Source organism: Actinomycetospora sp. NBRC 106378 (genome assembly GCF_030269685.1).
Classification (GTDB): Bacteria; Actinomycetota; Actinomycetes; order Mycobacteriales; family Pseudonocardiaceae; genus Actinomycetospora.
Genome location: NZ_BSTT01000012.1, coordinates 59654 through 73377, shown reverse-complemented (window position 1 = coordinate 73377; position 13724 = coordinate 59654). Strand labels below are relative to the sequence as shown.

Below are 13724 nucleotides of genomic sequence, written 5' to 3'. Positions count from 1 at the left end.
GGACCACCGAGCCTACTCTGGAGGCATGGTCGTCCCCGTCCTGGCCGTCGTGCTCATCATCGCGGCCGCCGTCGTCGCCGTCGTCGGAGTTCTCGCCGCCACGCAGCGCCTGCCGCGCAACCGCGTCGTCGGGGTACGCACGAGCTGGACGATGGCCCGCGTCGACGCGTTCCGCCGCGCCAACCGGGTGGCCGCGCCCGCGTTCACCGGCGCCGGCCTGCTGGGCCTGGTCGGAGGCGCCACCGCGCTGCTCAGCCCCGTCGCGGCGGCCGCGGTCACGCTGCTCGTGGTCGGCGCGGTCGGCCTGCTCGTGCTCCTCGGGATCGGCGGCGTCCTCGGCGGCCGCTACGCCGAGGCCGACCGCGAGGCCACGCTCGAGGCCGAGAACCGGCCCGCGCAGCCCTGCTCGGTGCCCGTTCCCGACGACAGCTGTGGTCCCGAGACGCGGTCGGCGTGCGCCGGGTCGTGCGCGATCTGCCCGAAGGGTGCCGGCGCGTAGCTCACCGGCCCCGGCTCACCAACCCCAGGAGCCCGGGCCGCCCTTGAACGGGCCCACCACGTCGGCGGTGATCCACCCGCCGTAGAACCCGCCGGGCTGCGGCGTCACGCGCTCGCCGTCGAGGGTGATCTCGTCGAACGGCGCCGGGTAGAGCGACACGCGGTCGGCGAGCTCGGGATAGGTCGCGCTGACGTCGCCCTCCGGGTACCACCACCCGACGTCGGTCAGGGTCGCCCCGCCCACGACCACGTCGACGTACCGCGCCGTCCCCTTCCACTCGCACACCGTGCGCCGCTGCGCGGGCCGCAGCACGCCCTCGGGGAACGCGGTCCGCGGCAGGTAGAACGTCGGCGGGTGGCTGGTCTCCAGCACCCGGACCAGGTCGTCGGTGTCCACCACGACGGTGCCCGCGTGCCTGATCACACAGCGACGGGTGTCCCGCTCCGCCCGCGGCGGCCGGGGGTAGTCCCACACCGACTCCTGGCCGGGTCCCGGGGTCTCACGCGTGATCCGCACGCGCCCGGACGCTACGCCGGAGGCCGGGCCGTCGCCGTCGGGAACGAACACGGCGGCCTCAGTTCCGCGTCGGCTCCGACACGTGCGTGGCCAGCAGCGCCAGCGGCACTCCCTGGCGGCGCAGGACACCCCCCCACAGGTCGTACCGGGCCGGGGCCAGCACGTCGTCGGGCAGGGCGGGCACCACGTACCAGTCGCCGCGGGAGATCTCGCCGGCCAGCTGGCCGCGGTCCCAGCCGGAGTAGCCCGCGAACACCCGCAGCCCGCGGACCCGCGGCGCCAGGGCGGCGGGGTCGCCGTCGAGGTCGACCAGGGCCACCGGCCCGCGCACCCCGACGACGCCGGGGGTGTCCGCCGGGTCCTCCCCGGTGCGCAGGGCCGCGAGGCACAGCGCGGTCTTCTGCTCGACCGGTCCGCCGACGAACACCGCGCTGGGCCGCGTCGTGTGCGGGCCCCAGGTCGGCAGGACGTCCCCGACCGCCACCTCGCTCGGCCGGTTGAGGATCACGCCGAGCGTGCCCTCGCGCCGATGGTCGATCACGAAGACGACCGTGCGGGCGAAGTTCGGGTCGGTGAGCGAGGGTGCGGCGACCAGGAGCGTGCCGGCCTCGACCGAGTACGCCGAACGCTCGGCGGGTTCACCGCGGGTTCCCTCGACCACCACCCCATCGTGACACCACCGTCCGGCCGCGGTCAGCCCGACCGCCCCCGGCCGCGGCCCGCGTCACCTGTCCGGACGGGCAGGACGCCCGGACGGGCGACGACCGCCCTCCCGGCCCTGGGAGACTCCGCGTAGCGTGGGCCGTCGTGCCCGTTTCGACCGACCGGAACCCGCCCGCCGGGCGCGGCCGAACCCGTCGTCGGGAACTCGCCGCCCACCCCGGTTTCCTCCGGTTGCTCTCGATCCGGCTCGGCGCGCAGTGGGGCGACGGCGTCTTCCAGGCCGCTCTCGGCGGGGCCGTGCTGTTCAACCCCGAGCGGCAGTCGGACCCGGTGCTGGTGGCCCTCGGCCTGGCCGTCGTGCTGCTCCCGTACTCGCTCGTCGGCCCGTTCGCGGGCGCGCTGCTCGACCGCTGGGACCGCCGCCGGGTGTTCGTCGTGGCCGGCGCGCTGCGCGCCGTCCTCACGGTCGGGACGGCGGCGGTGGTCGCGGCGGGCGTCACGGGTCCCGCGCTGTACCTGGGAGCACTGGCGACGATCGGGGTCAGCCGCTTCGTGCAGGCCGGCCTGTCGGCCGCGCTGCCGCACGTCGTCGTGCCGCGACGGCTCGTGGCGGCGAACTCGCTGGTGACGACGAGCGGTGCGGTCGCGGCCGCCTTCGGCGCCGCCTGTTCCTTCGCGCTGACCGGGCTGATCGGCGCGGGCGACCGCCAGTCCGGCCTCGCGGCGGCGGCGTCGGTCCTGGGCTCGGTGGTGATCGTCGCGGTGGCCGTCGGATTCCGTCGCGGCGCGCTCGGCCCGGACGACCCGTCGGAGGCGGCCCAGGCGATCAGGGCGGTCGCGCTCGGGCTCGCCGACGGCGCCCGTGCGGCCCGGGACGCGCGGGGCGTGGTCGCGGCGTTCTGGGCGGTCGCGGCGCACCGCCTCGCGTTCGGCGTGGCGACCCTCGTGATGCTCCTGCTCATGCGCAACGGCCTCACCGACTGGGGTCCGCTGCAGGCGGGCGTCGCCGGACTCGGCGAGACGGTGGTCGCCGCGGCCGCCGGGCTCGGGGTCGCGGCCGTGGTGACGCCGTGGCTGACCGCGCGCATCGGGCGGCCCGCCACCGTGCGCGTGATGCTGACGCTCGCCGTCGTCGCCCTGCTCGCGCTCGGCCTGCCGATGGTCCTCCCGACGATCCTCGGGGCCGCGTTCGTGCTCGGCCTCGTCGGCCAGGCCATCAAGCTGTGCGCGGACGCCGCCGTGCAGCGCGAGGTCGACGACGCGCGCCGCGGGCGGGTGTTCGCCCTCTCCGACACCGTCTTCAACGTCACCTACGTCTCGGCCGTCGCCGCCGCGGCCCTACTCAGCCCGCCGGACGGCCGCTCGGCCACGCTCGTGCTGACCGCCGCCGGGCTCTACCTACTCGGACTCGGGGTGCACGAGATCGCGCTGCGCCGCGGCGCCCCGGTCGGCGACACCCGCGGGCCCGACGGCGGCGCCGTGGTGCCGACTCAGGGCGGCACCCATCCCGAGGCGTCCTCGGCGATCTCGACGTCGGCCGTCCCGTCGGCGTCGGTGTCGGCGAGCAGCACGTCCCACCTCCCCGCCGGGCCCGACGAGGCGTAGGCGCTCTCCGCCCGCCCGTCCCCGTCGTGGTCGACGAGCAGCTGGTCGGCGCGCCCGTCGCCGTCGAGGTCGCACACCGTCTCGCGACCGGCGGGGTCGTGGTCGACCTCCGCCGACCCGCCGTCGGGAACGCCGTCGCCGTCGGTGTCCACCGCCGCCACCACGGTGCCCGCCCGGCCGCGGACGTCGGTGAAGGTGACGACGCGGTCCGCCGACCGGTCCCACACGCCGCGCCCGGACGGGTCCGCGAACGCCCGCTCCGGGCGGCCGTCGTCGTCGAGGTCGAGCACCGCCCGGTCGGCGACGCCGTCGCCGTCGGTGTCCCAGAGCGCGTCGTCGACCCGGCCGTCACCGTCGAAGTCGAGCGCGACGGCGTCCGGTCCCGCCCCGCCGAGCGCGCGGTCCGCGGGCGAGCGGTGGTGGTGGACCGGTCCGTGTCCGGTGCCGAAGCGATAGCTGATCACACGGGCTCGGACCCGCGGCGCCGGTGATCGGTTCCCGGGCGGGAGCGGCCTGTGGACAACCCGCTCCGTCGACGACATCCGCCCGTCACACCGCCGCCCTAGCGTGACCGTCCGTGGATCCTCGCCGTGCCGCCGTCGTCCCCCGCCGTGCGGCCTCCGCCGCCGAGGCCCGCGCTCTGGTCGGGGAGGAGGGCGCGGCCATCGTGTCCGGGATCGCCGACGAACAGGCCGCGATCGCCTTCGCCCGCGCCATGCTCGGCGAGGACCTGCGCCGCGTCGGACGTCAGATCGAGGCGTCCCGGTCGGCGGCCGCCCGCGACGGGGCGATCGCCCGGGCCCAGCCCGCCGACGCCCGCGGCCGCCGTCGGGACCTCTCCGCCGACACCACGGTGCCCATGCCGCCCCACAACGACGGCTTCGCGTTCGGCGACGAGGCCCCGGACCGGCTCCTGCTGCTGCAGGTCCGACCGGCCCGCACGGGCGGCGAGAACTTCCTCCTCGACGGGCTCGCCCTCCTCGGCGAGGTCCCGGCGGACCTGCGCCGCTTCGCGTGGTCGGTGCCCGTCGACCACTCCGAGCCCGGCTTCCCGCAGTCGACGCCGAGCCCGATCGCGCGGACCACCCCCGGGAACCGGGTGCAGGTCCGCCACCACGAGTTCCTCGCCCCGGTCCGCGGCGCGGCCGAGGTCGACCAGTGGCCGTTCCTCGAGGCGTGGCACGCCGCGGCCGACACCGCCCGCGACGGCGGCGCCCGGTTCCGTCTCGAGGCCGGGGAGATGGCCGTCGTCGACAACTACCGGATGCTGCACGGACGGCACGGCTACGACGACCCGCAGCGGCTCCTGTACTCCATCTGGGGCTGGACGACCGACGCCGTCGCCGTCCCGAGCGGGGACCTCGACTTCGTCGGCGTCTGACCCGCGTCCGACCGGCTGCGGACCTCAGTCCGTGACGATCCCCTCCGCGCGGGCCCACGCGAGCAGCTCCGCCTCCGCCTCGTCGCGGTCGAGCGGCCCCCGCTCCAGGCGCACGTCCTTGAGGTGCCGCCACGCCTTCCCGACGACGGGTCCGGGCTCCACCCCGAGCAGCTCCATGATGGCGTTGCCGTCGAGGTCGGGCCGCACCCGCGCGAGGTCCTCGGACTCGGCGATGCGCGCGATCCGCTCCTCGAGGTCGTCGTAGGTGCGCTGGAGGGCGGCCGCGCGGCGCTTGTTGCGGGTCGTGGAGTCCGAGCGCACGAGCTGGTGCAGCCGGTCGAGCAGCGGGCCGGCGTCGGTGACGTAGCGGCGCACGGCGGAGTCGGTCCACTCGCCCTTGCCGTAGCCGTGGAAGCGCAGGTGCAGGAACACCAGCTGCGAGACGTCGTCGATGAGCTGCTTCGGGTAGCGCAGCTCGCGCAGCCGCTTGCGGGTCATCTTCGCCCCGACCACCTCGTGGTGGTGGAAGCTGACCCGGTTGCCCGGTTCGACCCGTCGCGTGGCGGGCTTGCCGATGTCGTGCAGCAGGGCGGCGAGGCGCAGGGTCAGGTCCGGGCCGTCGGTCTCCCGGTCGATCGCCTGCTCCATGACCGTCAGCGAGTGCTCGTAGACGTCCTTGTGCTGGGCGTGCTCGTCGATCTCCAGGCGCATCGCGGGCACCTCGGGGAGCACGACGTCGGCGAGCCCCGTGTCGACCATCAGCTCGATGCCCGCCCGCGGGTACGCCCCGAGCAGCAGCTTCGAGAGCTCCGCCTGGACCCGCTCCGCGGTGATCCGGGCGAGCTGGGGCGCCATGGCCGTCATCGCCTCGCGGACCCGCGGTGCGACGGAGAACCCGAGCTGGGAGACGAAGCGCGCGGCCCGCAGCAGCCGCAGCGGGTCGTCGTCGAAGGAGCGCTCCGGCTCGATCGGCGTGTCGAGGACGCCGCGGGCGAGGGCCGCGAGGCCACCGCACGGGTCGACGAACGTGCGGTCGGGCAGCGAGACCGCCATCGCGTTCGCGGTGAAGTCGCGGCGCACCAGGTCGCCCTCGACCGTGTCGCCGAACGCCACGACGGGATTGCGGGACACGCCGTCGTAGCTGTCCGCCCGGAACGTCGTCACCTCGAGGGTGACCCCGTGGCGGGACAGCCCGATCGTCCCGAACTCGATGCCGGTGTCCCACACGGCCTCGGCCCAGCCGGCCACGATCCGCTTGACCTGGGTGGGCCGCGCGTCGGTGGTGAAGTCCAGGTCGTTCGACCCGCGCCCCAGCAGCGCGTCGCGCACGCTCCCGCCGACCAGGTACAGCCGGTGCCCGGCGTCGGCGAACCGCCGGCCGAGCTCGTCGGCGACGGGGGAGTACCGCAACAGCTCCACCACGGCAGTCTGACCGGCGTCCACGGGCTCGTGCTGCTCGTTTCCGGCCGTCCCGACGACGGGCGGGAGGGCCTGGGAGGCGGTCGAGGATGGTGCGGGCACGGCGGGACAGCCTATCGCGCGGTTCGCACCGTGGCCGCCACCACCACCGTGTGAGCAGCCCCCGCCGGGCCTCGTCGGAGCCCCCGTGCGGGGCGGGTCGGTCGTACCATCACGGAATGCCCCCGTCGCCACGTCGACCCGCCGACCGCCGTCGGCGCGGTCCGCGGCGGCGGATGCGGACGGTCGACGAGTTCTCCGCGGGCGGCCTGGTCGTCGACGCCGAGCGCGGCTGCGCGGCCCTGATCGGGCGGCTCGACCGGCGCGGACGGCTCCTGTGGTCGCTGCCCAAGGGCCACATCGAGGAGGGCGAGACGGCCGAGCAGGCGGCGGTGCGCGAGGTCGAGGAGGAGACCGGCATCATCGCTGCCGTGCAGGCCCCGCTCGGCAGCATCGACTACTGGTTCGTGGCCGAGGACCGTCGGGTGCACAAGACCGTGCAGCACTTCCTGCTCGCGGCCCGCGGCGGGGAGCTCTCGGACGCCGACGTGGAGGTCACCGAGGTCGCCTGGGTCCCGCTGACCGAGCTCGGCTCCCGGCTCGCCTACGCCGACGAGCGCCGGCTCGTCCGGCTGGCGGCGGAGATCCTGGAGGAGTCCGCGTGATCGCAGGAGGGGCCCCGCGGACCCTCCTCTCCCTGGTCGTCGCGGTGCTCGGTCTGGTCCTGACGACGGGCGTGCCGACCGCACTCGCCGCTCCGGCCCAGACCTCGTCGTCGAGCGCGGTGGAGCTGGCCCTCGACGCGACCCCGCGCGTGGTCGGACCCGACTCGGGGGACCTGACCGTGACCGGTCGGCTGACCAACCGCGGACCCGTCCCCGTGCGCGACCTGGGGATCCGGGCGCAACGGGGCGTCGCCGTCGCCACCGACCGCGAGGTCGACCGGGCCCTCACCGGCGCGATCTCCCCCGACCCCGCCGCCCCCGCACCGCCGCTGACCCCCGTCGCGGGTCCGCTCGACCCGGGCGACACGGTGCCGGTCACCCTCCGGGTGCCGCTCGCGGCCCTGGCGCTGCCCGGGCCCGGCGTCTACCCGGTGGTCGTCGAGGTGAACGGGACGCCGGGCGCCGGCGTGCCCGAGCGGGTCGCCGCGGAGCGGTTCCTGCTCCCCGTCACCGGGCTCCCCGGTGGGCCCACCGCGACGCCGACCACCCCGACGACCGTGTCGCTGCTCTACCCGCTCACGGACCGCCCGCGGCGGCTCCCGGTGCCCCCGGGCGCGCCGACCCTGCTCGCCGACGACTCGCTCGCCGCCACGCTCGCCCCCGACGGCCGCCTCGGCGGACTGGTCGCCGCCCTCACCCGGGCCGCCCCGCTGGGCAGCCCCGCTGCGGCCGCCACCTGCCTCGCCGTCGACGCCGACCTGCTCGAGACCGCCCGCGACATGAGCGGGGGCTACCAGGTGAGCAGCCCGACCGGCCCACGGCCGGGCTCCGGCGCCGCCGCGGCCGGGCAGTGGCTCGCCGCGGTCCGCGCCGCCGCGGTCGGGCGGTGCGTGGTCGCCCTGCCCTACGCCGACGCCGACCTGCTCGCGACGAGCCGCGGCAACATGAGCGACCTCACGACGGCCGCGCGCACCCTCGGCGCGGCCCGCACCGCCGAGCTGCTCGGCGTCACCCCGGTGCCGGACACGACCGTCCCCGCCGGCGGGCTGCTCGACGAGCGCAGCCTCGCCGACCTCGCCGGGGGCGGCGCGCGGGCCCTCGTCGTCGACGGCTCCACGCTCACCGACGGCGTGCCGCCGGGCGGGGTGGGTCGCTTCGCGGGGAGCGCCGGCGGCGGCAGTCCGCTCGCGGTCGCGACCGATCCGCTCGTCGGGCAGGCCCTCGCGCAGAGCCCCGGGGGGGCCGACGCCGCAACGGGCGGATCGACGGTCGCCGACGGGGCCCTCGCCACCCAGGACGCGCTGGCGGTGACCGCCCTGCGGGCCCTGGGCCGGACCCCGCCGTCCGCGCCCGTCGTCCTCGCACCGCCCGCGGACTGGCCGGTCGACGCCACCGCCGCCACGGCGCTGCTCGGCGGGCTCTCCGACCTGGCCCGCCGTGGCCTGGTCACCCCGGTCGACCTCGGCACCCTCGTGGCGCGCGCCGCCGCGGACCCGGCCACCCCCGACGTGGCGCTCGGGCCGGGCGACCGGGCCGCCGTGTCGGACCAGTCCTCCGCGGTCCTCGACCGGATCCGCGCCGTGCGCGACGGCCAGCGCGACCTGCTCGCCGCCAGCCGGCAGGACCGGACGGGAGCGCCGACCCCGGCGGACTACCTCCAGCCGCTCACCGGGGCGCTCCTGCGCAGCCTCTCGGCCGCCGGCCGGGGCGACCCGGCCCTGCAACGGGCGGCGGCGAGCGACGTCGCGGCCCAGCTCGCGACCCTCCGCGGGCTGGTGCGGGTGGTGCAGCCCGCGGGGACGTACTCGCTCGGGTCCAGCGACGCCCCCCTGCTGCTCACCGTGGAGAACCAGCTGCCGGTGGCGGTCGACGTCACCGTCGTGCTCGACCAGACCCCCGGCGTTCGGGCGTCCCCGGTCGCCGTGCACCAGGTGCCCGCCTTCGGCAGCTACCAGTTCCAGGTGGCGCTCGACGTCGAGCGCTCGGGCCAGTTCACGATCGACGCCACCGCGCACACCCCGGGGGGCGAGGCGCTCGGGCCGACGGCTCGTCTCCTGCTGCGATCGACCGCCTACGGCACGATCACCGTGTGGTTGACCGCGTCCGCAGCCGTCGTGCTGGTGATCCTGTCGAGCCTGCGGGTGGCGCTGCGGGTCCGCGCGGCACGGCGCGAGCGCAGGTCCCGGCGCAGGCGTCGGGCCGGGACGCCGACGGACGGGTCGGGTCCGGGCCCGACGACGGACGACCGCACGCTGCAGGCCCGATGACCGCCCGTCCCGGGCGCGGCGCGGACACCTCCGCCCCGCAGGACCCCGACGACTACGTCGTGGTGCCGCCCCCGCCCGCGCCGGTCGACGACGAGGTCCCGGTCCGCCGCGGCCCCGACCCGGCCGGTGACGCCGAGGCCCGCACCCGGCCCACCGCCGCCCGCCCGTCCGGGGGACCGCCCGGACCACCGCCACCCGCCGGACCACCGGCCGGGGCCCCGTCCGCCGGGGGACCGCCGCGTCCGCTCGCCCCGGTCGGTCCCGACGCGCGCCCGCCCGGGCCCCCGGGACCCACGGGACCCCCGGTCCCACCGCCCCCGGGTCCCGCCGTCCCGCACGGCGCGCCACCGCACGCGGGCCGGCCCGGTCCGCCCGGACGACCCGGGCCGCCCGTCGCGCCGTCGGGCGCGGTCCCCACCCACGAACCCGATCGTTGGGCACCCTCGGCGCCGGCCCGACCCGGCCCGCCGCCGAGGACGCCCGGTGATCACGAGCCGTCGGCCACCCCCCGGGCCGCCGTGCCGCCGCTCGGCGCCGCACCGATGCCGGGCCCCACGCCGTCCCCCGGCCCGATGCCGTCGGGACAGCCCGGACCACCGCCCGGATCACCCCCCGGACCACGCGCACCCGATCCCGGGGCCACCCGACCGATCGCCGCGCGCGACGCCGTCACCGTCCCCGCGCGGGCACTGCCGGTCGAGGAGCGCCCGCACACCGGGCGCCCGCCGGCGCGCGTCGAGGAGGCCACGACCCGGCTCGGAGCGCTGCCCGGCGCCGACGCCGCGACCGTGCGCGCCGCGCCACTGGCCTCGTGGACGGTGGGCGACTCGCGCGACGAGACCGTCCTGCTGCCGCGCCCGCCGCTCGAGCAGGACGCCCCCGCGGTCCCCGCGCCGCGCGCCCCGAGCGACGACCGCGACGACTCGTCCCTCGTCAAGGCCTCGGGCGGGATGGCGGTGGCGACCCTCGTCAGCCGCCTGACCGGCTTCCTGCGCACCCTCGCGCTGGCCGCGACGATCGGCCTCGAGCTGGTCGGCAGCGCGTTCCAGATCGCGAACACGCTGCCCAACATCATCTTCGAGCTGCTGCTCGGCGGGGTCCTGACCAGCGTCGTCATCCCCGTGCTGGTCCGCGCGGCCAAGGAGGACGGCGACGACGGGGACGCCTTCGCCCAGAAGCTGCTCTCCGGTGCGGCGGTGTCGCTGCTGGTGGCGACCGCGATCGCCACGATTGCGGCCCCGCTGCTGGTCCTGCCCTACATCGAGAACGAGGCCTACCGGCCGCTGGCCACCGACTTCGCCTACCTCCTGCTGCCGCAGATCTTCTTCTACGGCATGGGCGCGCTGTTCGGGGCGATCCTCAACGCCCGTGCGGTCTTCGGGCCGGCGGCGTGGGCCCCCGTGCTCAACAACGTCGTCGTGCTGGCGGCGCTGACCGTCTACTGGTTCCTGCCGAGCCCACCCGACGGCGGGATCTCGACGACCCAGCTCCTCGTGGTCGGCCTCGGGAGCACGCTGGGCATCGTCCTGCAGGCGGTCGTGATGCTGCCCGCCATGCGGCGCACCGGGTTCCGCTGGCGCTGGCGCTTCGGCTGGGACCCGCGGCTCACCGCGTTCGGCGGGCTCGCCGCGTGGGTGATCGGCTACGTGGTGATCTCGCAGATCGGGCTCACCGCGATCCTGCGCGTCGCCTTCTCCGCCGACCCCGGCGGCCCGTCGGTGTACTCGAACGCCTGGCTCCTGATCCAGGTGCCCTACGGCGTGCTGGGCGTGTCCCTGCTGACCGCCCTCATGCCCCGGATGAGCGCGGCCGCCGCGAACGGGCGACTGGACCAGGTGGTCGCCGACCTGTCGCTCGGCTCCCGCCTGTCCACGGTCACGCTGCTGCCCGTCAGCGCCATCCTCACCGTCTTCGGTTCCCAGCTCGGCGTCGCGATGTTCTCGCTGGGCCGCTCGGGGGGCGCGTCGGCCGCCACGCTGGGCATGACGCTGTCCGCCTCGGCGTTCGGACTCCTCCCGATGGCCGTGACCATGCTGCAGCTGCGCGTCTTCTACGCGATGGCCGACGCCCGCACCCCGACGTTGATCATGGTCGTGATGACGGTGGTCAAGGTGCCGCTGGCCTACCTGTGCCCCGTCCTGCTGTCCCCCGACCAGGTCGTCCTCGGGCTCGCCGCCGTCAACGCGTTCGGTTTCGTCGTCGGAATGGTCGTCGGCGACGTGTGGCTGCGCATCCGTCTCGGGCGGCTCGACACCCGCCGGGTGCTGCGGACGATGCTGCTCACCGGGCTGGCCTCGGTGATGGCGGTGCTCGTCGCGGTGCTGCTCGTGACCCTGCTCGAACGGGTAGTGCCCGGGGGCAGCGCGGTGGGCCGGGCGTGGCTCACCGTGGGGGTCGGCGGCATCGTCTCGCTGCTGGTGCTCGTGGTCGCGATGCGCCTGCTGCGGGTGCCCGAACTCGACCCGGTGGTGTCGCGGCTGCGCCGGCTCGTCGGCCGCTGACGGGGTCCCGACCGGCTGCCGTGGGGTCCGGGCCGGCCGGACCCGCGCACGGACGGGTTGCGCCGCCGTGACAGGTGTCGCGCGCGGGCCTGCGTCCACGACGGGGGACCCCGTGTCCCGTAGTCTCACGGTCACGTGCTCCCCCGTGGGAGCGGTGGCACGGGTGGGGCGAACCCGGAGGTGACGGGGTGGACGAGGCGGTGAGCGCACGCCGCGTGCCGAGCCCGTCCGCCGCGCGCACGGGGTCCGGCGCGATCGCCGACCCGACCGAGGTCGTCGCGCCCGCGGAGCCGGACGCATCCGCCGCCACGAACGGGGCGAACGGGACGAGCGGGACGCCCGCCGGGCCCGACCACCCCGACGAGCCCGCGGTCGAGGCCCCGACCACGGCTGTGCCGCCCGTGGCGGGAGCGCCGGGCATCGACGGCCCGACCACCTTCCTGCCCGAGGGCGCCCGCCGGGGCGGCACGGGTGGTCGTACGGCCACCCCCGCCCGCGGCACCCGCAGGGCGACCCCGCCGCCGGGCCCGCGCCCGCCGTCGTCGGGACCGATCCCGGTCGGCCCGCGCGGGGCGCTCGTGCCGGGCACCGTCATCGCCGACCGCTACCGCCTCGTCGCGGAGGTCGGGCGCGACCGGGCCGCCGACGCCGCCCTGTGGAAGGCCCGCGACACCACGCTCGAGCGCGACGTCGCCATGACGCTGCTGGTCGGCGGCTGGCAGGCCGACGCGCGCGCCTCCTCGGCCCTCTCCCGGGCGACGCGGTCCGCGCACTTCGCCCACCGCCACGCCGCCCGCGTCCTGGACGTCATCCAGCCCGGCTCGAGCCGCCTGCCCGCGGGCGTCCTGGGCGCCGCGGTCGCGGAGTGGACCCCGGGACGCGACCTCGCCGAGCTCGTCGCCGGCGGGCCGCTCTCGCCGAGTGCCGCCCTGCGCGTCGTCGAGCCGTTGGCGCAGGCGGTCGCGGACGCCCACCGGGCGGGGCTCGTGCTCGGGCTCGACCACCCGCAGCGCGTCCGGGTCACGGCTCGCGCCAACGCCCGGCTCGCCTTCCCGATGCCGCGCGGCGACGCCGAGGTCGACGACGACGTGCGTGGCCTCGGCGCGATCCTCTACCTGCTGCTCACCGGGCGCTGGCCCTCGACCGACGGGTCCACCCCGGCCGGCCTGACCGCCGCCCCGCGGACCTCCGCGGGCGCCGTCGCCCCGGTGCGCGACCTGCGCCCCGCCCTGCCCGTCGGGCTCGCGGCGCTGGTCGACCGCACGCTCGACGCCACCGGGGGCATCCGCACCGCCGCCGCCGTGCACGGCCTCGTCCGCCAGCTGCGCGAGGGCGCCGAGGACGACGGCGTGCTCCTGCCCCTCACCGAGGACGGGGTCCAGCTCGCCGACGACGACGGCGCGGTCTGGCACCCCGACGACGAGGACGGCGAGCGCGCCGACCCCGACACCCGCCGGAAACTGCGGATCGGGGTCACGCTGCTGGTGGTCGCCGTGCTGGCGATCGTCGCGTTCGTGGCGTTCCAGGCGGTGTCGCTGCTCGGCGGCGGGCCGTCGTCGGGGCCGCCCCTGGTGATCCCGACCTCCGCGGCGCCCGCACCCGCTCCGTCGCAGAGCCAGGCATCCGCCCCCGCGACGGCCCCGGCGGCCGCGAGCGGACCGGTGCAGCTCGCCAGCATCGCGGTGTACGACCCCTCGGGGAACCCGGACAACCCCGATCGCGTCGGCCGTGCGGCGGACAACGACCCCTCGACCACCTGGTCGACCTCGGACTACCGGCAGCAGTTCCCGGCGCTGAAGCCGGGCATCGGCCTCATGACGACCTTCCGGACGCCCAGCCGCCCCACCCAGGTCATCGTCCGGTCGCCGAGCCCGGGCACCACGATCGAGGTCCGCTCGGCAGCCGCCCCGAACCTGCCGCTGGCGCAGACCCAGCTGCTCGGCTCGGGCACCGTGTCCGGCGACACCCTCACGATCCCCCTGCAGGCCGGGGCCCCGACGTCGAACCTGCTGGTCTGGATCACGGCGCTCGGCCAGACCGACGGCCAGTACGCCAGCGAGATCGCCGAGGTGACGGTGATCGGGGGCAGCTGAGCCCCCGGTCGAGGCGGGCGGTCCCGGTTTCCCCGAACCGCCCCTGCCCCGCGGACCGGCCGCCTAGCGTCCCGGA

At 76.9% G+C, this 13724-nt stretch carries 11 protein-coding genes; 7 read left to right on the top strand and 4 right to left on the bottom strand.

What is annotated here, in order from left to right; translation table 11 throughout:
* Positions 1-25 precede the first annotated feature (25 nt).
* A complete protein-coding gene (locus QSK00_RS22875) occupies positions 26-499 on the top strand; it encodes an SdpI family protein (protein WP_285594448.1) in 474 nt (157 codons plus the stop codon).
* A 15-nt stretch (positions 500-514) separates the two neighbouring features.
* Here QSK00_RS22875 and QSK00_RS22870 read toward each other — a convergent pair whose 3' ends face one another.
* Both QSK00_RS22870 and QSK00_RS22865 read right to left on the bottom strand, forming a co-directional pair.
* A complete protein-coding gene (locus tag QSK00_RS22870; RefSeq protein WP_285594446.1) occupies positions 515-1015 on the bottom strand; it encodes a DUF427 domain-containing protein in 501 nt (166 codons plus the stop codon).
* A gap of 58 nt (positions 1016-1073) precedes the next feature.
* The gene (locus tag QSK00_RS22865; protein ID WP_285594444.1) at positions 1074-1679 is read right to left on the bottom strand and encodes a YqgE/AlgH family protein; all 606 of its coding nucleotides are present in this window, start codon (positions 1677-1679) and stop codon (positions 1074-1076) included.
* Positions 1680-1822: 143 nt separating this feature from the next.
* On the opposite strand from QSK00_RS22865, the gene QSK00_RS22860 reads away from it, so the two are divergent.
* On the top strand, positions 1823-3283 hold the full coding sequence (locus tag QSK00_RS22860) for an MFS transporter (protein WP_285594442.1): 1461 nt from the start codon (positions 1823-1825) through the stop codon (positions 3281-3283).
* On the opposite strand, the gene QSK00_RS22855 is transcribed toward QSK00_RS22860, so the two are convergent.
* On the bottom strand, positions 3169-3747 hold the full coding sequence (locus QSK00_RS22855; protein WP_285594441.1) for a hypothetical protein: 579 nt from the start codon (positions 3745-3747) through the stop codon (positions 3169-3171). The two genes, QSK00_RS22860 and QSK00_RS22855, sit on opposite strands and share 115 nt — an antisense overlap.
* A 113-nt stretch (positions 3748-3860) precedes the next feature.
* Here QSK00_RS22855 and QSK00_RS22850 point away from each other — a divergent pair, with 113 nt between their 5' ends.
* Positions 3861-4664: a TauD/TfdA family dioxygenase gene (locus QSK00_RS22850; RefSeq protein ID WP_285594439.1), complete on the top strand. Its 804-nt coding sequence runs from the start codon at positions 3861-3863 to the stop codon at positions 4662-4664.
* Positions 4665-4688: 24 nt separating this feature from the next.
* On the opposite strand, the gene QSK00_RS22845 is transcribed toward QSK00_RS22850, so the two are convergent.
* On the bottom strand, positions 4689-6107 hold the full coding sequence (locus tag QSK00_RS22845; RefSeq protein ID WP_285594593.1) for a CCA tRNA nucleotidyltransferase: 1419 nt from the start codon (positions 6105-6107) through the stop codon (positions 4689-4691).
* Between the two features lie 194 nt (positions 6108-6301).
* Here QSK00_RS22845 and QSK00_RS22840 point away from each other — a divergent pair, with 194 nt between their 5' ends.
* The 4 genes from QSK00_RS22840 to QSK00_RS22825 all read left to right on the top strand — a co-directional run bounded on the left by QSK00_RS22840 (position 6302) and on the right by QSK00_RS22825 (position 13648).
* Positions 6302-6787: an NUDIX hydrolase gene (locus tag QSK00_RS22840; protein WP_026204159.1), complete on the top strand. Its 486-nt coding sequence runs from the start codon at positions 6302-6304 to the stop codon at positions 6785-6787.
* Positions 6784-9054: a hypothetical protein gene (locus tag QSK00_RS22835; protein ID WP_285594438.1), complete on the top strand. Its 2271-nt coding sequence runs from the start codon at positions 6784-6786 to the stop codon at positions 9052-9054. The genes QSK00_RS22840 and QSK00_RS22835 overlap by 4 nt, the downstream gene beginning before the upstream one ends.
* Positions 9051-11555, top strand: a complete 2505-nt coding sequence (murJ, locus tag QSK00_RS22830) for a murein biosynthesis integral membrane protein MurJ (protein ID WP_285594437.1) — start codon at positions 9051-9053, stop codon at positions 11553-11555. The genes QSK00_RS22835 and murJ overlap by 4 nt, the downstream gene beginning before the upstream one ends.
* Before the next feature lie 188 nt (positions 11556-11743).
* On the top strand, positions 11744-13648 hold the full coding sequence (locus QSK00_RS22825; protein WP_285594434.1) for a protein kinase family protein: 1905 nt from the start codon (positions 11744-11746) through the stop codon (positions 13646-13648).
* Positions 13649-13724 lie beyond the last annotated feature (76 nt).